Source organism: Actinophytocola sediminis, assembly GCF_054779715.1.
Genome location: NZ_BAAGXS010000098.1, coordinates 43,173 through 63,452, shown reverse-complemented (window position 1 = coordinate 63,452; position 20,280 = coordinate 43,173). Strand labels below are relative to the sequence as shown.

The 20,280-nt window shown below is 70.9% G+C and carries 16 protein-coding genes; 9 read left to right on the top strand and 7 right to left on the bottom strand.

The annotated features are described in order from the left end of the window. Nucleotides 1-47: 47 nt before the first annotated feature. Nucleotides 48-593 (top strand): hypothetical protein, encoded by a 546-nt coding sequence (locus tag ACYVIP_RS41800; RefSeq protein WP_460406647.1) that lies wholly within the window; start codon nucleotides 48-50, stop codon nucleotides 591-593. Nucleotides 594-702: 109 nt separating this feature from the next. Here the strand turns inward: ACYVIP_RS41800 and ACYVIP_RS41795 are convergent, their stop codons facing one another. Next, nucleotides 703-1,464: an IclR family transcriptional regulator gene (locus tag ACYVIP_RS41795; protein WP_460406646.1), complete on the bottom strand. Its 762-nt coding sequence runs from the start codon at nucleotides 1,462-1,464 to the stop codon at nucleotides 703-705. A 39-nt stretch (nucleotides 1,465-1,503) separates the two neighbouring features. Between ACYVIP_RS41795 and ACYVIP_RS41790 the strand changes: the two genes are divergently transcribed. Beyond that, the gene (locus ACYVIP_RS41790; RefSeq protein WP_460406645.1) at nucleotides 1,504-2,400 is read left to right on the top strand and encodes an acetaldehyde dehydrogenase (acetylating); all 897 of its coding nucleotides are present in this window, start codon (nucleotides 1,504-1,506) and stop codon (nucleotides 2,398-2,400) included. Then, a complete protein-coding gene (gene dmpG / locus ACYVIP_RS41785) occupies nucleotides 2,397-3,419 on the top strand; it encodes a 4-hydroxy-2-oxovalerate aldolase (protein ID WP_460406644.1) in 1,023 nt (340 codons plus the stop codon). Before ACYVIP_RS41790 ends, dmpG begins: the two co-directional genes overlap by 4 nt. Here the strand turns inward: dmpG and ACYVIP_RS41780 are convergent, their stop codons facing one another. The 3 genes from ACYVIP_RS41780 to ACYVIP_RS41770 are packed head-to-tail and all read right to left on the bottom strand — an operon-like array spanning nucleotide 3,420 to nucleotide 9,779. After that, the gene (locus ACYVIP_RS41780; RefSeq protein ID WP_460406643.1) at nucleotides 3,420-4,574 is read right to left on the bottom strand and encodes a hypothetical protein; all 1,155 of its coding nucleotides are present in this window, start codon (nucleotides 4,572-4,574) and stop codon (nucleotides 3,420-3,422) included. A 24-nt stretch (nucleotides 4,575-4,598) separates the two neighbouring features. Continuing rightward, nucleotides 4,599-5,546, bottom strand: a complete 948-nt coding sequence (locus ACYVIP_RS41775; protein ID WP_460406642.1) for a sugar phosphate isomerase/epimerase family protein — start codon at nucleotides 5,544-5,546, stop codon at nucleotides 4,599-4,601. A gap of 30 nt (nucleotides 5,547-5,576) precedes the next feature. Further along, nucleotides 5,577-9,779, bottom strand: a complete 4,203-nt coding sequence (locus ACYVIP_RS41770) for a GH92 family glycosyl hydrolase (protein ID WP_460406641.1) — start codon at nucleotides 9,777-9,779, stop codon at nucleotides 5,577-5,579. Between the two features lie 248 nt (nucleotides 9,780-10,027). Here ACYVIP_RS41770 and ACYVIP_RS41765 point away from each other — a divergent pair, with 248 nt between their 5' ends. From ACYVIP_RS41765 to ACYVIP_RS41740, 6 genes are all read left to right on the top strand, one after another. Further along, nucleotides 10,028-11,263, top strand: coding sequence for a GDSL-type esterase/lipase family protein (locus tag ACYVIP_RS41765; RefSeq protein ID WP_460406640.1), 1,236 nt, complete (start codon nucleotides 10,028-10,030; stop codon nucleotides 11,261-11,263). A gap of 77 nt (nucleotides 11,264-11,340) precedes the next feature. Then, complete coding sequence (locus tag ACYVIP_RS41760) at nucleotides 11,341-12,108, top strand: ATP-binding cassette domain-containing protein (protein ID WP_460406639.1); 768 nt, start codon at nucleotides 11,341-11,343, stop codon at nucleotides 12,106-12,108. Nucleotides 12,109-12,119: 11 nt separating this feature from the next. Further along, a complete protein-coding gene (locus ACYVIP_RS41755) occupies nucleotides 12,120-13,148 on the top strand; it encodes an ABC transporter permease (protein ID WP_460406715.1) in 1,029 nt (342 codons plus the stop codon). Nucleotides 13,149-13,170: 22 nt separating this feature from the next. After that, nucleotides 13,171-14,148: an ABC transporter substrate-binding protein gene (locus ACYVIP_RS41750; RefSeq protein WP_460406638.1), complete on the top strand. Its 978-nt coding sequence runs from the start codon at nucleotides 13,171-13,173 to the stop codon at nucleotides 14,146-14,148. A 121-nt stretch (nucleotides 14,149-14,269) separates the two neighbouring features. Next, nucleotides 14,270-15,652: a glutamate decarboxylase gene (locus ACYVIP_RS41745; protein WP_460406637.1), complete on the top strand. Its 1,383-nt coding sequence runs from the start codon at nucleotides 14,270-14,272 to the stop codon at nucleotides 15,650-15,652. A gap of 34 nt (nucleotides 15,653-15,686) precedes the next feature. Further along, nucleotides 15,687-16,883 (top strand): cytochrome P450, encoded by a 1,197-nt coding sequence (locus tag ACYVIP_RS41740; RefSeq protein WP_460406636.1) that lies wholly within the window; start codon nucleotides 15,687-15,689, stop codon nucleotides 16,881-16,883. Between the two features lie 7 nt (nucleotides 16,884-16,890). Here ACYVIP_RS41740 and pstS read toward each other — a convergent pair whose 3' ends face one another. The 3 genes from pstS to ACYVIP_RS41725 all read right to left on the bottom strand — a co-directional run bounded on the left by pstS (nucleotide 16,891) and on the right by ACYVIP_RS41725 (nucleotide 20,271). Next, entirely contained in the window at nucleotides 16,891-17,970 is a 1,080-nt protein-coding gene (gene pstS, locus ACYVIP_RS41735) for a phosphate ABC transporter substrate-binding protein PstS (RefSeq protein ID WP_460406635.1), read from the bottom strand. 18 nt (nucleotides 17,971-17,988) lie between these two features. Further along, nucleotides 17,989-19,329: a hypothetical protein gene (locus tag ACYVIP_RS41730; RefSeq protein ID WP_460406634.1), complete on the bottom strand. Its 1,341-nt coding sequence runs from the start codon at nucleotides 19,327-19,329 to the stop codon at nucleotides 17,989-17,991. 69 nt (nucleotides 19,330-19,398) lie between these two features. Continuing rightward, nucleotides 19,399-20,271 carry an alpha/beta fold hydrolase gene (locus ACYVIP_RS41725; protein WP_460406633.1) on the bottom strand — a complete coding sequence of 291 codons (873 nt, stop codon included), beginning with the start codon at nucleotides 20,269-20,271 and terminating at the stop codon, nucleotides 19,399-19,401. Between the last annotated feature and the right edge of the window lie 9 nt (nucleotides 20,272-20,280).

Here is a 20,280-nt window from a genome sequence, read left to right as displayed (position 1 = left end):
GGCTGGGTCATGCAAGAGAGAACGGTCTTTCTACTCCGGAGGAACCCATGACCACGACCACCGCGCCCGCCCCCACCACCGGCGCGCCGACGCTTCGGCGCCTCTACCTCGTTCGATTCGGGTTCGCCCTGCTCTGGGCCGGCGCGCTGTTCCTGTCGTCGTCGAGCATCGGGCCGCTCAGCGCGACCCTGCTGGTGCTGTACCCGCTGTTCGACGCGGGCGCCGCCGTTGTCGACGCCCGGCACACCCGCGCGACCCGGTCCACCCGCGGCCTCCAGGCCAACATCGCGATCAGCCTGCTCGCCGCCGTCGGGCTGGTCCTCGCGGTCAGCTCCGGCGTTCCGGCGGTCCTACGGGTGTGGGGCGCCTGGGCCGTCGTCGCGGGCCTGATCCAGCTCGTCGTCGCGCTGCGGCGCCGCGATCTCGGCGGCCAGTTGGCGATGATCGCCAGCGGCACCATCTCCACGTTCGCCGGGATCGCGTTCGCCCTGCAGGCCGCCGCCCCGGACGCCACGCTGACCAACCTGGCCGGCTACGCCCTGCTCGGCGGCGTCTTCTTCCTGGTCTCCGCACTGCACCTCGGCCGGCGGTAGCCCGTGGCCAGGCCAACGCCCTGAATGCCCCATTCAGGGCGTTGAGCGTCGCCAATGCCTCATTCAGGGCATCGCATCCGGAGCCGTGCTGCGGCGGCGGGTTTCTGTGCTAGCGCCCGCCTCGAAGGGTGCGGGAGATGCCGAGGGCGGCGGTGCGCACGGCCGGTGCGTACCGCGCGGTCTCCAGGCGGTTGACCCAGCCGGTGATGGAGACCGCGGCGACCGCCGTGCCGTCGGCGCCAAGGACGGGCGCGGCGACGCACGTGATGCCCACAGTGGACTCCTCGTGTTCCGTGGCGACCCCACGTTGTCGGATCTCCGCCAGCTCCTGGCGGAGCAGGCCGGGCGCCACCACGGTTCGTGGCGCCCGGCGGCGCAGGCCGTCGGCCAGCACCGCGTCGACTGTCTCCTGTGGAGAGAACGCCAGCAGCGCCTTGCCGACCCCCGTGCAGTGGGCCGGCAGGCGGCCACCGACCCGGGACGGCACCTTCGGCCCGCTCCGGCTGTCCAGCTTCTGCACGTAGACCACCTCGGATCCGTCCACAATGGCCAGATGCACGGTCTCGTGCGTTGCCTCGAACAGGTCGGCCAGGAACGGCGCGGCGAGCTCCCGCAGCCCGCGTTGCCTCGGCACCAGCGAACCCAGCTCGAACAGCCGCATCCCCAGCCGCAGCCCGCCGGGGGTCCGCTCCACCAGCTCCCACTCGGTCAGCTCGGTCAGCAACCGGAGCGCGGTGGACTTCGCCAGGCCCGTGCGCCGCACCAGTTCGGCGAGAGTCAGCTCGACGTCGTCCGGCCGGAACGCGGTCAGCAGCGTCATCGCCCGCCCCAGCACCGAATTCGGCCCACCGTTCCACTCAGCGGCACGCATCTGTTCATCGTCGCAGGCCCTCGGTGCGAGAGTCCAGCCATGAGCACCGTCACCGCCGCCATCGTCGGACCGGGCAACATCGGTACCGATCTGCTGGCGAAGTTGCGTCGCAGCACCAGCGTCGAGGTCGGCTACGTCGTCGGCGTGGTCGAGTCCGCCGGCCTGGCTCGGGCCAGGGAACAGGGGGTGGCCGCCAGCGCCGATGGCGTGGACTGGCTGCTCCGCCAGGACCCGTTGCCGCGGCTGGTGTTCGAGGCGACGTCGGCCAGGGCGCACCTCGCGAACGCGCCGCGGTACGCCGAGGCCGGCATCCAGGCGATCGACCTCACGCCCGCGCACCTGGGCCCGATGGTGTGCCCGCCGGTGAACGGGGCCGCGCACCTGGGCTCCCCCAACGTCTCGATGATCACCTGCGGCGGCCAGGCGACGATCCCGATCGTGCACGCGGTCTCCAGGATCACCCCGGTCCCCTACGCCGAGATCGTCGCGTCGGTGTCCTCGCGCAGCGCCGGGCCGGGCACCCGCGCCAACATCGACGAGTTCACCGAGACCACCGCCCGCGCCGTCGAGGAGGTGGGCGGCGCCGACCGCGGCAAGGCCATCATCATCCTCAACCCGGTCGAGCCGCCGATGATCATGCGGGACACGGTGTTCTGCATGATCTCCCCCGACGCCGACCGGGACGCGATCACCGGCTCGATCCACGACATGGTCGCGGAGGTGGGGCAGTACGTGCCGGGCTACACCCTGCGCGCGGACCCCCAGTTCGACGATCCCCGCCCGGACTGGCGCGACCACGGCCGGGTCGCGGTGTTCCTTGAGGTGAAAGGGAACGGCGACTATCTCCCGCCCTACGCGGGGAACCTGGACATCATGACCGCGGCCGCCACCCGCGTCGGCGAACTGGTCGCCCGGTCGACGGCGGTGACCGCATGAGCAGGCCACCGCTGCGCCACGGCGTCCGCATCACCGACACGACCCTGCGCGACGGCAGCCACGCCATGGCCCACCAGTTCACCGAGCGGCAGGTGCGCGACACCGTGCGCGCGCTGGACCGCGCCGGCGTGGACACCATCGAGGTCTCCCACGGCGACGGTGTCGGCGGTTCGTCGTTCAACTACGGGTTCTCCCACACCGACGAGCTGACGCTGATCGCCGCGGCCCGCGAGGAGGCCAAACAGGCGAAGATCGCGGTGCTGCTGGTGCCGGGCATCGGCACGGTCGAACACCTGAAGCGGGCCAGGGACGCGGGCGCGGACATGGTGCGCGTCGCGACGCACTGCACCGAGGCAGACGTGTCGCCCCAGCATTTCGCGGCCGCCCGCGACCTCGGCATGGAGACCGTCGGGTTCCTCATGATGGCCCACCGCACGACTCCGGAGGAACTGGCGAAACAGGCCAGGATCATGGTGGACGCCGGCTGCCAGTGCCCGTACGTCACCGACTCGGCGGGCGCGCTGCTCATGCACGAGGCGACCGCCCGGTTCCAGGCCGTGGTGGCCGAGGTCGGCGACCAGGCGTGGGTCGGCTACCACGGACACCAGAACCTCAGCCTTGGCGTGGCCAACTCGGTACTCGCCCAGGAGGTCGGGGTCCGCTACCTCGACGGGTCGGTGTGCGCGCTCGGCGCGGGCGCCGGCAACTCCCCCACCGAGGTCCTGGCGGCGGTGTTCGACCGGCTGGGCGTGTCCACCGGCCTGGACGTGCTCGCGCTGCTCGACGCCGCCGAGAACGTGGTCCGCCCCTACCTCCACCGCTGGCCGAAGCTGGACCGCAACGCCATCGTCCAGGGCTGGGCCGGCGTGTACTCGTCGTTCCTGCTGCACGCCGAACGCGCCGCCGAGCGCTACCAGGTGCCGGCCCACGACATCCTCCGCCGCTGTGGCGAGCTCGGGTATGTCGGCGGCCAGGAGGACATGATCATCGACGTCGCCATCCAGCTCGCCGCACGGTGATCACCTCCCGCAGTGCGACGCGAACCGCAGCTCCAGGAACCGCGCCCGGTTGTTGGTGATGTCGCCGAAGAGGTCGTCGATGCTGGTGCTGTTGACGTTGTAGGAGACCACCAGCGTGTTCCGCTTGCTCAGCACCGGGTGCACCGCGACGTTGTAGGTGTAGATGTCTCCCGACGCGCCATCGTCGAACTCGGGCTGGCCCTCCGGGGTGGCGTAGATCTCCTGGCGCGGCAGGCCGGCGAAGCCGTACGGGGTCGACGCGGTCAGCACGTGGATCGGCGGGTTCAGGAAGCTGTCCGTGGTGACCAGCACGAACCGCCCGTGCACCTCGGCGACCCCGTAGGACGACCCGACGTCATCGGCGATCGGCGCGGCGTCCCGCTCGGTCGCGGACCACCCGTCGCCGGTGAAGAACTCCCACGCGCCGGCCAACCCGCCCTTGGGCGCCCTGGCGACGTAGGCCTGCTTGGTCCCCGGCCACTCCTCGCGTTGACGCACGCCGTAGACGTAGATGTGCTCGCCGACGGGCAACAGTTCCACGCCCCAGGCGATGTCGACCGAGTCGTAGGTCGGCACGACCCGCTCGACCCGCAGGTCCGGCAGTGAGAGCACCGCCAGGTCGGTGCCGATCCACTCGAACCCGAAGTGACCGTCCCCGGACACCTGTTGCTGTGCCTCGAAAACGTAGAGCCGGCCGCCGTCGGCGATGCCGTCGAGGTTCCAGTACCACGGTTGCTCGGTGCCCGGCGGTCCCACGATCGGCAGCGGCTCGGCCGGTGTGCCGCCGCCAAGCATGGTGGTGGCCGGCCGGTCGCTGCCCGGCCGGGTGGTGACGATCGTGTTGTGCACCGGGCTGTGCGGCTGGATGGCGTGCCCCGGCCCCACCGGGCCAAGGAACGTGTCGTTGAACAGCCACGCGGTGCGGCCGTCGGGCAGTGCCGCGGAGTACGTGCCGTCCGCACCGGCCCACTGGCCGGCCCGCGCCCCGTCGCCGAAGCGCTGCCAGCTCCGCTGGGTCGCCAGGTCCGGCCGGACCTGGTCGACGACGGGGTCGCACGACGGCGTGACCGGCACCTGCGCGCCGGCGGGGACGGGGGTGAGCGAGCCGGCCAGGCCGACCAGGACCACGGTGAGGGCGGTGCGGATACGGGTCACGGTTGTTCCTCCGTCACTGACCGGTCAGAAGGTCACACAGTCCAGGTACCGGAACGAGGTGCGGGCCTCGTCGAGCATGGTGTCCACCTCACCGAAGAAGATCGGGTCCTGCTCGAAGACGTAGAAGCGGACCTTTCCCTTGGCCGCGCGGAGAATCGGCAGCAGGTCCACCTCGCCCTCGCCAAGTGGCGCCTGCACGAACTCACCGTCCACCTCGACGCCGTCCTTGATGTGCAACAGGTCGATGCGGTCGCCGAACCGCGTGATGAGTCGCGGCACGTCGACACCGGCGTCCACCGCCCAGCCGACGTCGAGCTGGAAGCTCACGTAGCGCGGATCGGAGTTGCGCAGCAGCAGTTCCCACGCCGAGGTCTGGCGGCCGGTCTCCGGGTCGAGGTGGGTCGTGGTGAACTCGTACTGGTGGTTGTGCACGAAGATCCTGCCGGTGCCGTTGCGCACCGACCGCTTGCCGAGGCGGTCCAGGGTAGCCGCCGTCGCCAGGGTGTCCTCATAGGACCCGATGCCGGGGGCGGCCGAGCCGCCGGAGCCGGTGAACTTCTGCCCCAACGTTTTGGCGGCGGCCAGTTCGGCGTCCCAGTTGGCCTCGGTGGTGTCCCCGTGTCTGGTGGTGGCCCGCAGCCCGTAGCCGGCCAGCAGGTCGTCGAACTGCTCGGCGGTCAGGCCGTTGAAGGTGTAGGGCTCGACCTGGCGGTAGCCGATCTCGGCAAGCTCGGCGAGCACGATGTTGAGACGCGCCAACGTGGCGGCGTCTGCGCCGGAGCCGACGTACTCGGCGAAGGTGTAGAGCTGGATCGAGACCTGGTTGAGGGGAACGCCCCGGCCGGCACCACACTTCTCGACGTCGGCGCGGTCCTCGGCCGGCGCGGCACCGGCGGCCGAGGTCCCGGTCAGGCACAGACCGGCGGCCAGCACCATGGCGACGGCGCCACGCAGGGTGGAACGTGTCTTCATCTTTCTCCTTCATCATGGGGAATTTCTCGGTCAGCCGGTGGTCTCCAGGCGGACGCCCGCCAGCCAGCCACCCCAGCCATCCGCCGGCCGGCTGTCGCCGATCCGCAGGTACAGCTCCGTTCCGTCCCCGCCGGCCAGCGCACGGAGTTCGGTCAGGTCGATGGCCCGCGCCGCGCGGTTGCTCTGGAACACGACCGCGTTCGGCTCTCGCAGGACGGTCGTCCAGGTCTGGCCGTCGGTCGAGGCCTCTACGAGGAACTCGTTCGCGATGTCCAGGGTCACCGTGCCGCTGACGACCTCGGCCGGCACCGGCAGGCGATAGGTGAACGAGTTCTCCTGGTCGGCGAAGCGCACCTGCCCGTCCTCGCCGTCACCGCCGAGCTGGGATCCGTTGTCGGCCACCAGCACGCCCTGTTCCGAGGAGGTACCTGGCTCGATCTCGGTGACGTCGCCGACGACCCGGGCGGTCGCGCCGCCGTCGACGGTCCAGCCGTCTCCTCGGGCGGTCACCCCGACCGGCGCCGGCCCTGGTGCCGCGTCGGGCGGGGCGGTGACGGCGACGGTGACCGTGGCCGACTGGCCGGGTGCCAGGGCGAGCGGGACGGTGGCGGGCTCGGCCGACCACGACGCCGGCACGGTGACCGACAGCCGCGGCGCGAGCGCCGTGTCGCCGGTGTTGGTGACCGTCACGTCCATGGGCGCGGTCGTGCCCGCCCGCAGCGCGATGTCGTTCGTCCGCACCGTCAGCGGGGACACCGGAATGTCGTCCCTGGTCAGCAGTTCGACCTCGGCCAGCGAGAACACCCGTTGCCCGCCTGCGCTTCCGAGCCGGAGCCGGTACTCGCGCATGCTCGCCGGCTTCCTGATCTTGAAGGGGCGGGTCTGGTTCCGCCAGCGGAACTCCTCGCCGTTGCGCCGGTCGAGCGTCACCCAGTGCCGCCCGTCGGCGGAGCCCTCGAGCACCCAGTGGCCGGGGTCCTTGGCGGGATCGTCCGCGCTCGTGATCGTGTAGAACTCGACCAGGGTGTCCTCGCCGCCGTTGACCTCGTAGCGCACCGCCGGATCGTGTCCATTGAGGACAGTCGAGGTGCGGGAGTCGTCGTCCAGCAGGGCGGTCACGTCCTCGCCGGTGCTGGCCGACGCGAGACCCCTGCCCTTCCCGGTCACGTCGTGCAGCGGGCGCGGCCGCGTGCCGGGCCGGGTCGGTGAGTCCGGGACGTCGCGCGCGCTGGTGCCCCAGGTGGACGGTTCCGGTCCCATGTGGAATCGCAGGACGCCACCGTCGGCCAGTTCCTCGTGCGCGATCGACGTGGCCGAGTGCCGCTTCCCGTCCACGGTGAGGCCCTGTACGTAGGTCTTCCCGATGCTGGTTCCCGGCGCCTCGATCACCAGGTCGCCACCGGGCAGGTGCAGGGTCGCCTTCTCGAACAGCGGGGCGCCGATGGTGTACTCGCCGCTGCCGGCCTGCAGCGGGTAGAGCCCGAGCGCGCTGAGGATCCACCAGCCGGAGCTGGCGCCGTTGTCCTCGTCGCCCGGATAGCCCTGCCCGATCTCCGAGCCGGTCCAGCCGCTGTCCAGCGCCTGCCGGACGTACCGCTGCGCCTTCCACGGCTGCTGGGCGTAGTTGTACATCCAGGGGATGTGGTAGGCGAGCTGGTTGGGAATGGACCACTGGCCGAGGCGCAGATCGCGGGTCTCCCGCATCTCGTGGATCACCCCGCCGTAGGACCCGGGAGACAGCGCGGTCTCCGGGGTGGCGAAGAACTCGTCCAGCTTCTCGGCCAACCCGGCCCGGCCGCCGTACAGCTCGGCGAGGCCCTGGCCGTCGTGGGGCGCGGAGAAGGCGTAGTTCCAGCCGTTCGCCTCGGTGTAGTCGTGGTCGTTGCCCCAGACCTTCGGGTCGTACCGCTGCTGGGGCGTCGTCCACTCGCCGTCTGCCGACTTGCCCTGGAAGAATCCGACCGACTGGTCGAAGACGTCGACGTAGCCCTGTGCCCTGCCCCGGAAGTACTCGGCCTCCTCGGTCAGCCGCGCGCGCTCCCCGGCCGGCGTGCCGCGCTGTCCGGCCATCCTGGTCGCCATAGCCGCGATGGCGGCGTCGTTCACGTAGCCGTCCAGCGACCACGAGAACCCGGCGCCGACGTCGTTGGGGACATAGCCGAGGAACAGCGACCGGTCCAGGTCGGACCGGCCGACGCTGACCTCCGGCGGTCGCACGGTCGCGTTCTTCAGCGCCGCCGCGTAGGCGTCCTCGGCGTCGATCCCGGGCACGCCCTTGACGTAGGCGTCGGCGAAGGCGGCGTCCGAGCTGGTCCCGGTCATCACCCTGGCGTAGCCCGGCGAGGACCACGGCGAGATCCAGCCCCCGTCGCGGTACTGCTGGACGAACCCGTCGACCAGATCCCCGGCCAGCTCGGGCGCCAGCAGCGAGTACGCCGGCCAGGCCGCGCGGAAGGTGTCCCAGAAGCCGGTGTTCACAAAGACCTTACCCTCGGCGATCCGGGCGCCGGTGTCGGTCGGCGTACTGGGCGGCGGGGTCCAGGAGCCCGAGGACTGGACGGCGTGCCGGTACCGCGGCCGCTGCCTGGTGCCGGTGTTCTCGTAGGCCGAGTTCGGGTACAGGAACAGCCGGTAGAGGTTGGAGTACAGCGTCGTCCGCTGGGCGTCGGTGGCGCCGTCGACCTCGACGACGCCCAACCGCTCGTCCCACGCGGCCTGCGCCGAGGCGACCACGTCGGCGAAGGAATCCTCTTCCGCGATCTCGAGCTCGAGGTTCCGCTTGGCCTGCGCCACCCCGATCAGCGACGTGGCGACCCGCATGGTGACCACGTCGCGGTCGAAGGAGGCGTAGGCGGTGGCCGGGCGGTGTCCCTCGGCGAGCGGACCGGCCGCGGTGATCGGCGCGTCGAAGGTGGCGTACAGGTACATCCGGCTCATCCCGGTGGACACGGTGCGGGTCTCCGACCAGCCCGACACCGTGCCCGCCACGGGATCGATCGTCAGCCCCGCGCGGTCGTCGACGTTGTCGAAGATCAGGTGGCGGCCACCGCCGTCGGGGAAGGTGAACCGGAACATCGCCGCGTGGTCGGCCGGGGCGATGTCGGTCCGCAGCCCGTTGTCGAAGGTGACGCCGTAGTGGTGCGGGGACGCGGTCTCGTTGTCGTGGCGGAAGGTCAGTGCCCTGGCCGCCCGGTCCGGGTCCGGCACGTCCTCGGCGATCGATGGCATGAACTGGAAGGTCTGCCGGTCGCCCATCCAGATGCTCGTCTGGTGGCTGGCGGTGAACGCCTCGATCTCCGGCAGGTTCTGCTCGTTGTTGTTCTCGTGGTAGCTGTACAGCGTGGACAGTGAGCCGGCGTTGGTCACCGGGGTCCAGAAGTTGAACCCGTTGGGCACCGCGGCCGCCGGGAAGTTGTTGCCGCGCGAGTAGCCCCCGCCGTTGGACTGGGTGCCCCGGGTGGTGACGACCCAGTCCGACGGCCGGGACCGCTCCGGCTGTTCCGGGTCGTCCTCGATGACGATGTCGTCGACCCAGCCCGCGATGTCGGCCGGCCCGGCGGGGCCGTGGTAGGCGACCAGGATCTGGTCGATCGTCCGGCCGGCGGCCACGTCGCCGACGGCGGCCGACCGGAAGTTCCACTGCAGCGGGTACATCGTGCTCGACTCGCCCTGGGCACGCGCGGTCAGCGGCACGCCGTTCTGGTCCTCGGCCTGGAGGCCGGACAGCCGTGTACCGTCCGAAAAGGACAAATCGACGGCCACGTACGTGCTCGAGTAGTCGACGGTCTCCTCATCGAACGACGGGAAGACCACATAGGACAGCGTGGTCCGCCGCTCGACCGGGATGTCGACGTCGAACAGGACGTTGGTGGCGTGCGCGGCGCCGGCCGGCTGGTGGCGACCGCTGTAGCGCAACGCGTGCAGGCCGGTGAACCCGACGTTCGCCTTCGCCGCGTAGGCACGGTCGGGCCCGTCCTCCACGACCGTCCGCAGTCCGGGGGCCTCGGTTCCCGGCGCCACCACGCCGGACACGTCGGGCCGTCCGTCCGGACCGGTCGCCGGCTGACCGTCCGCCGGCGCCGGCGCGCCTTCGAAGGAGGTGTGCCAGTCGCCCGGCGCGGGGGCCGCGGCGGTGGCGGTGGTGGCCGGCAGCGAACTGGCGACCAGCGCCAGTACGAGCACACCGATGGCTCTCGCGAACCGTGGACGGGGGCGAGCGAGCAACAACGGCATTTGTTTGGCTCCAAGGAATGACAACGTTGTCACAGATTCCTTCGATTATTGCCATTCGGCGGACCGTTCGTCAAGACCGATAAAGAAGGAGAACAACGGCGGAAGTGCGCGCGGAGAATGTCCAATGACTGAACAAAATGAGTCGGTCAACACCATTGGCCGGGCCACCGCGACCGTTCGTCGCGACAACGCGGCCGCTCGTCGGAAAGCGCTTGCCTCGGCGCGGGTCGCCCCGGACCGTACCGACGATGACCACCCGCACGAGATCGCTAGGCGCGGTCGCGGCCGCGATCGCGACCACACTGGCCGTCGTGTTCGGCTCGCTGGTACTCACCGGCCCCGAGCGACCATCCGGCCCACTCGCCGAGACCGGCCACCCGCCGACGGCCAGCTCGTGGATCGGCACCTGGGGAACCAGCGTGCACCGATCGTTCAACCCCGCCTTCGACGACGTCACCCTGCGCCTGGTCGTGCCCACCAGCACCGGGGGCGACGCGGTACGGATCCGGTTCGCCAACACCTACGGCGACCAGCCGCTGCGGATCGGCGCGGTGACCGTCGGCGCCCAGCGGCGGGGAGCCGAGCTGGTCGCCGGCTCGAACCGGCCGGTGACCTTCGGCGGTCAACGCTCGGTCACGGTCGCCGAAGGCGCCCAGACGGTCAGCGACCCGATCGCGATGACGGTGCCGGCGCTGACCAACCTCGCGGTGAGCCTGTACCTGCCGGCCGCCACGCCCGCCACCACCGAGCACCTCAACAGCAACCAGACCTCCTATGTCTCGACGCCGGGCGACCACAGCGGCGACGGCGGACCGGCGAGGTTCCAGCAGACCACCCCGCACTGGTCGTTCCTGCAGGGCATCGACGTGCGCCGCGCCAACGGCGGCACGATCGTCGCCCTCGGCGACTCCATCACCGCGGGTGGGGACACCACCTACCCCGAGGTGCTCGCCAGGCGACTGCAGGCCGAGCCCCGCCTCCGCGGCCTCGGCGTGCTCAACGAGGGCATCGGCGCCGCCGAGCTGCTGCGCCGCGCCGCGCTGTACGGCCTCAGCGACCCGATGCTCACCCGCATGGACCGCGACGTCCTGCTGCAGTCCGAGGTGCGGGCGGTGATCGTGCTCGCGGGCACCAACGACATCCTGGGTAGCCACCAGGCCTCCGCCGAGGAGATCATCGCCGGCTACCGGCAACTCGTGCGCCGAACGCACGACCAGGGAGTTCGCGTGCTCGGCGGCACCATCACGCCGTGCTCGTGCTTCGCCGCCGACCGGGAGCGGACCCGCGAGACGGTGAACAGGTGGATCAGGACCAGCGGACAGTTCGACGGGGTCGTCGACTTCGACCGGGCGCTGCGCGACCCGGCCGATCCACACCGGATGACGCCCGCCTACCACGATCCGGCGGACCCGCTGCACCCCAATGCCGACGGCTACCGGGCGATGGCGCACAGCGTGCCGCTGCACCTGCTGTCAGCACGGTAGGAACCATTGACAGCGTGGTGAAGGAGTGGGCAGTCTTGCTCCGGTGACAACGTTGTCGCGACGCGAGGAGAACAGGTTTGACTGAGCACAGCCTGTTGGCGGCGAAGGACCTGGTCAGGCACTACGGCTCGGTGGCGGCGTTGCGTGGCGCGTCGTTCGAGGCGCGCGCGGGCGAGGTGACCGCGCTGATCGGCGACAACGGCGCCGGCAAGTCCACTTTGGTCAAATGCCTGTCCGGCGCGGAGCAGCCGGACGCCGGCACAATTGTCCTCAATGGACAGCCGGTGACGTTCGACTCGCCGGTCGCCGCCCGCGCGCTCGGCATCGAGACCGTGTACCAGGATCTCGCGGTGGCCCCCGACCTCGACCCGGCCGCCAACCTCTTCCTCGGCCGGGAGCTGTTCCGCAAGGGCCTGCTCGGCCGGCTCGGCATGCTGGACAAGGCGCGGATGCGCCAACGGGCGCACGCCGAGTTCGCCAGGCTGGGCGTGACCCTGCAGAGCACCGAGGTGCCGATCGGCTCGCTGTCCGGCGGCCAGCGGCAGAGCGTCGCGGTGGCGAGGTCGGTCGTGTGGGCGAGCAAGGTCGTGTTCATGGACGAGCCGACCGCCGCACTCGGCGTCCTGCAACGGGAACGCGTGCTCGACGTCATCCGCAGGGTCCGGGACGAGGGCATCGCCGTGGTGCTCATCAGCCACAACATGCCCGAGGTGTTGTCGGTCGCCGACCGGATCGAGGTGCTGCGGCTCGGCGAGCGCGTCGCCCGCTTCACCGCGGCCGGCACCCGGCTCGAGGAGCTCGTCGCGGCCATGACCGGGGCACTCACCCAGGAGGACGCGCCGTGACCCGCGATCCATTGTCCACTGTGGACGACCTGTCCGGGCTCGCCCGCCGGCCGCTGAGCACCCGGTTGCTGTCGAGCAACACCTTCTGGATCTTCCTGGTGCTGGTCGTGCTCCTGGTGGTGTTCAGCGCGCTGCGCCCGGACGTGTTCCCCACGTTCCAGAACGCGCAGCTGCTGTTGATCGAGACCTCGGTCCTGCTGGTGCTCGCGGTCGGCATGACCTTCGTCATCACCACCGCCGGGATCGACCTGTCCGTCGGCTCGGTGCTGATCTTCTCCGGGATGGTGGCCGCGAAGACCATGGAGGCCATGAGCCCCGGTGGCGACGCGTCGACCGCGGGCTGGGGGGTGATCAGTGTCGGCATGGCGGTCGGCGTGGTGGCCGGCGCGGCGTGGGGACTGGTCAACGGGCTGCTGGTGGCCGTGGCCAACATCCCGCCGCTGATCGTGACGCTCGGCACGATGGGCGCCGCGCTCGGCGCGGCGAACCTGTTCAACAACGGCTCGGACATCAACACCGTCCCGGTCGAGCTCAACGAGACGCTCGGCTACGGCACCTCGCTCGGCGTGGTGCCCAACATCGTGCTGGTCGCGGTGGTGATCACCGCGTTCGGCACGTGGTTGCTGCACACGACCAGGTTCGGCCGCTACACCTTCGCCATCGGCTCCAACCGCGAGGCGGCCCGGCGGTCCGGGATCGACGTCACCCGCCACCTGCTCAAGGTCTACCTGTTCACCGGGCTGCTGGCCGGTGTCGCCGGGGTGATGTCCCTGGCCTACTTCAACTCGACCACCATCGCCGCGCACACCCTGGACAACCTGGACGCCATCTCCGCGGTCGTGCTCGGTGGGACGAGCCTGTTCGGCGGCGTCGGCACGATGGTCGGCACGGTGATCGGCGTCTTCATCCCGGCCGTGCTGACCAAGGGCTTCAACATCGTCGGCGTGCAGGACTTCTGGCAGCAGATCGCACTCGGCGCGGTGTTGATCGCCGCGGTCTGGTTCGACCAACAGCGCCGGCGCGCACGCAACAACCGGTAACCCGACAGGAATGGGAGCGCACATGAAGCGGTCAACCGCGGCCGTCCTGGTCACCACGACGGCTCTGCTCGCCGCCTGCAGTGGCCAGGTCGGCGACACCGGCGGCGGTGACTCCTCGCCGGCCGACAGCAAGAGCCTCACGCTGGTCACGGGCACGCAGAACGAACCGTTCTACATCTCCCTGCGGTGTGGCGCGGAGGCCGCGGCCGAGGAGGCCGGCTACGAGCTCACCACGCAGGAGCCGGCGAAGTTCGACGCCACCATGCAGACGGAGAAGGTGAACGCGCTGGTCGGCGACCCGCCGGCCGCGCTGCTCATCGCGCCGACCGACGACAAGGCGATGAAGGCGCCGATCCAGCAGGTCAAGAACGGCGGGAGCAAGATCGTCGAGGTGGACACCGCGCTCGCGGACACGTCGGTCGCCGTCTCGTCGATCTCCTCGAACAACGAGGACGGCGGCCGGCTCGCCGCGCGGACGCTGGCCGAGCTCGCCGGCGACCAGACCGGGACGGTCCTGGTGCTGGACACCATCGCGGGCACCTCCACCACCAACCAGCGCGCGGCCGGCTTCGAGGCCGAGCTCGAGAACTCCCCCAACCTGACGTCCATCGGGATCCAGTTCACCCAGAACGAGCCGGCGGAGGCCGCGTCGAAGGTCACCGCGGCGGTCGCGGCGAATCCCGACCTGATCGGCATCTTCGCCACGAACCTGAACACCGGCGAGGGCGCGGCGACCGGCCTGCGCAACGCCGGCAAGGTCGGCACGGTCAACCTGGTCGGCTTCGACGCGAGCCCGTCGGAGGTGGCCGGCCTGCGCAAGGGCGAGTTCCAGGCACTGATCGCCCAGGACCCGACCGCGATCGGCCGTCAGGGCGTCGAACAGGCCGTCGCCGCGATCGAGGGAAAACCGGTGGAACGCAACCTCACCGCCGAACTGCACGCGCTGACCAAGGACAACCTGGACGCCAACGAACAGTATTTCTACAAACAGAGTTGCTGAGAAAGCAAAATCGGAAATCTGCGAACTCGGTCGCGCACGGGATATCTGTCGAGTGAACCGGCTGGACCATCTGGGCTAAAAAGGATGTGATCATGAATGCGTCCGGTGTCTTATCGACGACATGCTCAAGCAGGTACACCACGACCAGTACGCGGCATTGGGAGTCAACCCGCTCTACAGTGGACTGGTCCCGGAAGGAGGGCTGCCGCGGTTCATGCTGCCGCAGCAGCCGATGGCACCGGACGCGGCGGCGGCACTGGTCCGCGACGGGCTCATCCTGGACGGCAACTCCCGGCTCAACCTGGCCACCTACTGCACGACCTGGATGGAACCGCAGGCGCAGGCGCTGATCGCCGAGACCCTTGACCGCAACCTGATGGACCACGACCAGTATCCGCAGACCGCGGAGCTGGAAGCCCGCTGTGTGAACATTCTGGACCATCTGTGGAACGACCCGGACCGCAAGAGCATCGGCTGCTCCACCGGCGGTTCCAGCGAGGCGGTGATGCTGGCCGGACTGGCGATGAAGTTCCGCTGGCGGGACCAGCGGCGGGCCGCGGGCGCGGCCACCGACCGGCCCAACATCGTGCTGTCCAGCGCCGTGCACACCTGTTGGCCGAAGTTCTGCCGCTACTGGGACGTCGAGCCGCGCTACGTGCCCATCACGGAGCCGGGGTACGCGATCAGTCCGGCCGACGTGGTCGCCCGCTGCGACGAGAACACCATCGGCGTGGTCGGGATCCTCGGCTCCAGCGCGACCGGCACCTACGATCCGGTCGCCGACATCGTGGCCGCCCTCGACCGCCTGCAGGCCGACCGGGACCTGGACATCCGGGTGCATGTCGACGCGGCCGTCGGCGGCTTCGTCACCCCGTTCCTGGAACCCGACCGGGTGTGGGACTTCCGGTTGCGCCGGGTGGCGTCGATCAACGCGTCCGGGCACAAGTTCGGCCTGACCTATCCCGGCGTCGGCTGGATCATCTGGCAGGACCCGGAGTTCCTGCCCCAGGACCTGATCTTCGACTGTGGACTGCTCGGCGGCAGCGTGCCGACGTTCACGCTGAACTTCTCCCGGTCCGGGGCGCCGGTGGTCGCCCAGTACTACAACTTCCTGCGCCTCGGGTTCGATGGATACCGAGCCGTGCAACAGGAATGCCGGAACGTGGCGACCTTCCTCGGCGCGGGGGTCGCGCAACTGCCCGGTATCGAGCTGATCTCCGACGGGACCGACCTGCCGGTGGTGACCCTGCGGGTGCGCGCGGACGAGGAGGCCATGACGGTCTTCGACCTCGCCGACCGGCTGCGCCGGTACGGCTGGGAAGTGCCCGCCTACCACCTGGCACCGGACCTGGAACACGTGGCGGTGATCCGCATGGTCATCCGCAACGGGTTCAGCCGGGACATCGCCGAGATGCTCCTGCGGGACCTGCGCACCGAAGTGGACGTGCTCCGCGGTGGATCGGTACCGCGGGCCGCCCAGACGTCGACCGCGGTCGGCCACTGAGCCAATGTCCACTGAGCACATGTCCGCTGAGTCAATGTCCACTAAGTCAATGTCCACTGTGGAGAACGCCATCGACGTCGGGCGGCTCGAGTCCGACCCCTATCCCGTCTACGCGCGCCTTCGCCAGCACGAGCCGGTCGCCTGGGTGCCGGCGCTGGACCTGTGGCTGGTGACCCGCTGGTCGGACGTGCGCCGGGTGTTGTCCAGCCCGCAGACCTTCGTCACCGCCTACCCGTCGCCGGTCGCCCGGCTCTGCGGCCAGCAGACCATGCTGGCCACCGAGGGCGACCAGCACGCCGAGCTGCGGGCCAGCCTGGACGACCACTTCTCCCCCGAGATGGTTCCCCGGATCGTCGAGCAGACCGGGGAGCTCGCCGCCGGCTATGCCGGCGCGCTGGCGGACGGCGGCGGCGCCGAGCTGATGGCGGCGTACTTCAAGCCGGTCGCCGCCGCCGCGCTCGGCCGGCTGTTCGGGCTGACCGGCATCGACCCGCCCACCCTCGTCCGGTGGTCGGAGGCCATGCTCGACGGGTTCGACAATCCGACGGGCGACCTCGACCGGCGCCGACGGGGCGAGACCACCGCCACGGAACTGTCCGCCATCGCCACCAGCCTGCTCGACCGCGCCGGCACGGAGCAGGACGACTCGCTGGTGTCCCACCTCGCGCACACCGCGTGCCCGGCGGGGGCGAGCCGGTCGCCGGAGGACATCGTGCCGACGTTCCTCAACATCATGAGCACCTTCGTCGAGCCGGCCGCCGCGGCCGGGTCGACGCTGCTGGCGCTGCTGAACCAGCCAGAGCAGTTCCGGCTCGTCCAGGCCGATCCCCGCCGGATTCGCGACGCCGTGCGCGAAGGACTGCGGTTCTGCCCACCGATCGGCACCCTGGGCCGGATCACCACCCGGCCCGTCGTCCTCGGCGGCCGGGAGCTGCCCGCCGGCGCCGTCATCGCCGCGGCCGTGGCCTCGGCCAACCGGGACCCGGCGGTCTACCGGGACCCCGACCGGTTCGACATCGACCGGCCGGCCAAGCCCAACGCCGGACTCGGCTACGGCCGGCACCGCTGTCTGGCGGCGTCGGTCGTGCCCGCGATCGTCACCACCACGTTGCGGGTCCTGCTCGCGCACCTGCGCACACCCCGGCTGGACGAGGACCATCCGAGCCGGCCGCACGGCTGGAAGTTCCGCGGCCCCGGCACCCTGCACGTGCGCTGGGACGACAACGGCTGAGCGGAGGTCAGGCCAGCGCGGCGACGGCGGCCGTGACCCGGGTGCGGATCTGTTCTGGCAGTGGGCTGTAGCCCAGCCGGGTCGCGGCCAGCTGGCCGTCCTCGCTCGCCGCGTAGGTCAGGAAGGCGCGCACCAGGTCGAGCGACGCCGGCCGGGTGCCCCGCTCGCACACCACCTCGTAGGTCACCAGCACGATCGGATACCGCCCGTCAGCCGTACCGTTGTAGGCGATTCGCAGCCGCAGGTCGTTGCCCGTGCCCACGATGTCCGCGTCCGCCACGGCCCGCGCGGCCGCTGCGGTGCTCAGCTCGACGTACTCGCCGGACCCGCTGCCGATCCTCGCGGTCCGGAGGTTGAGCGCCTGGGCGTAGGACGCCTCCAGGTAGCCGATCGCGCCGTTGGTCTGAGCGACCGCGGCGGCCACCCCGCCGTTGCCCTTTCCCGCCGTGCCACCGGGAGCCGGCCAGTCCGTCCCGCTGTCGAACGGCCAGTCCCCGGCCGCGGTCGCCACGAGGAACCTGGTGAAACTGTCGGTGGTACCCGAACCGTCCGAGCGATGGATGGTGCGGATCGGTGTCGGCGGCAGTGCCGTGCCGGGGTTCTCCTCGACGATGGCCGGGTCGTCCCAGGTGGTCACCCGGCCGGCGAAGATCCTGGCGATGGTCGCCGAGGACAGCCTCAGGTCGTCGACCCCCGCGATGGTGTAGGCCAGCGCGATCGGGCCGACGACCATCGGCAGGTGGATGGCCGGGCCGGTGGCGCAGCGGGCGTCGGCCTTCGGCTGGTCGCCGGCCGCCAGTTCCGCGTCCGAGCCGGCGAAGTCGCCGGTGCCCGCGATGAAGGCCCGCAGGCCCGCCCCCGACCCGCTGCTCTGGTACTCGATCGTGGCGTCGGCGCAGGCGGCCTGGAAGGTCTTGATCCACGTGTTGATCGCGTTGGCCTGCGCGGAGGAACCCTGTGCCGCGATGGACCCGCTCGCGCACTGGACCTCGGCGACGGCACCGGTCGGGCCGGACGCGGGCTCGGCGCAGCCGGCGAGTACGCCGGCCACCACCGACAACACGACCGCGAGCCGTCGGAATGTCACCTGTGGTCTCCCGTCTGATCAGCGGTACTCGGACAGGCGCGGCCACACCCCGACGGGGATGAGCAGCAGCACGATGCCCATCGGCACGATCGGCACCACGGTCCACCCCGTCAGCAGCCCCTGTGCGTTCCGGAAGGCCGCGGCCGACGCCTGCCGGTGGCCCTCGGTGAGCTGGCTGACCGCGGTGTCGAAGTAGAAGAAGTCGAAGGCGGCCTCGCCCCGGCTGATGCCGGTGAGCGCGTCCACCGCCTCGATGGTCCGCCCGGAGTCGGCGAGCGCGAGGACGCTGTCGTGGGTGCGCCGGTAGCCGGCCCACCGGTCGGCCACCTCGTCGGCGGCGAGGCTCGCCAGCCCGCCGTCGGTCCGATCGCCGTCGGGACAGGAGCCGTCGCCGAGCAGGCAGGCCGACTTGCGGCCGAAGTCCTCACGGTAGGCCGGTAACCGCTCGCTGAGCAGGTACCTGCTGGTGTCGGCCGCGGCGTCGTAGCTGATCGCCTGAGCCTTCGACAGCGCGAGAAACGGGCCGAAGCTGTCCCGGTGGGCGGTGGTGAGCCGGTTCTCCTCGACCGCGAGGACCGACACGGCCGCGACGACCAGCCCGATCGTGAGCAGCGTGCCGGTGAACAGGGCGGGGTTGAACCGCCTGCGGAACCGCCGTCTCAGCCAGACCTGCAGCCCGGTCAGGAAGATCGCGAGGGCACCGCCGAGCGCGATGACCGCGACGGTTCCCCACACCCCGGTCGTCCGCTGCTGCGCGTAGGCCCGCTCGAGGCTGGCCTGGCTGGCGTCCCGCAGGCGCTCCGCGCCGGGCAGCAGGTCGTGGTGCACCACGTTGGTCGCCTGGGTGTAGTAGCCGAGCGCCGTCGGTGGCGGCGGTCCCGTCGGCCCGGGCGGCGTCTGCCAGACGATCGCCATCGCCTGCCACGTCCACTGCCGGTACACCGCGAGATCGTTGAGCAACGCGGTGACGACCTGACGGTCCCGCGCGGTGTTCGTGGTGGTCAGCAGGTGCTCCAGATCCGCGTCGATCTGGCGGCTGCGCTGGCCGTAGGTGGTCAGCGCGTCGATCCGGTTGCCGGCCTGGGTCTCGGCGTTGCCGATGAGCACCAGGCGGGCCACCTGGGCGTCCATGTCGCTGAGCGCGAAGTACAGGTCCGACGCGGTGGCCGCCCTCGGTGCGGCGGAGTCGCCGATCGTGCGCACCTGGTCCTGCGCCCGGGACATCGACAGGCTGGTGACGGTGAGCACCGCCGCCGCGGCGACCACGCCCACCACCATGAACAGCCGCAGCCGGGTCGGTGTGTAGGACCACCTGCTCGGCTCGTCGGCGGCCACTGGCCTGTCGATGACGGCTGTCACGCCGCCGACCCTAGAGAGCTAGGAAGAACAGCGGATGACGCTCCGGCCAACGGAAGTGATCATGGTGGGCTACCGCGCGAGCACCTCGCGGAGCTTCGCGGCGAACTCCGCCGGCTTGCCGGCGTAGCCGTACTCGCCGCCGAGGAAACCGCCGTGGTGGCTGGGAAAGACGGTGGCCTCCTGGCCGAGCAGCGCGGCGGCGCCAAGGGCGGTGCGGCCGGTGAAGGTGTCGCCGGTCTCCTCCCCCACCGCGATGACGATCCTGGTCGGCGCCGAGGTCAGCGCCGCGACGTCGAGCCGGTAGCTGGAGACCGCCCACGAGTGGTCGGACAGCAGCGGGTCGTCGCGGGTGCCGTCGTCCTCGGCCGGCAGGCCGAACGCGGCCGGATCCGGTGCCGGCTTGGCGAAGTACTCGTCGGTGAACTCGCCGGTCCACCCGGTCATGGCGATGAACGCGGCCATGCCGGCGCCCATGCCGCCGGCGCGGTAGGTCTCGGTGATCGCCGCCCTGGCCCGCGTGGCGGCCTCGGCGTCGGGCAGCACCGGGATGAGCGGCGGCTCGTGGGCAACCAGCGTGGTCACGTCGCCGGGGTAGGCGGTGACCAGCGCGAGCCCGGCGACCGCGCCACCGCTGCTGCCGAACACCTCGACCGGGCCGCCGCCCACCGCGCCGATGACCGCGTGCACGTCTTCGGCCTGCCGCGTGGGGGTGTTGTCGAGCCGGCCGTCGTCCCGGGTGCTGCGGCCGAGACCGCGCGGGTCGTAGGTGACCACCGTCCGGTCCGGGAAGTGCGACGCGAGCGCGGTGAAGCCGGCGGCCTCCATCGGCTGCCCGAGCATGAGCAGCGGCGGCCGGCCGTCCGCCGGCGCGCCGTGCACGTCGTAGGTGATCTCGGCGCCGTCGGTGCGCAGTGTGCTGGTCAGTGTTCTGGTCTCGGTCACGATCGGACC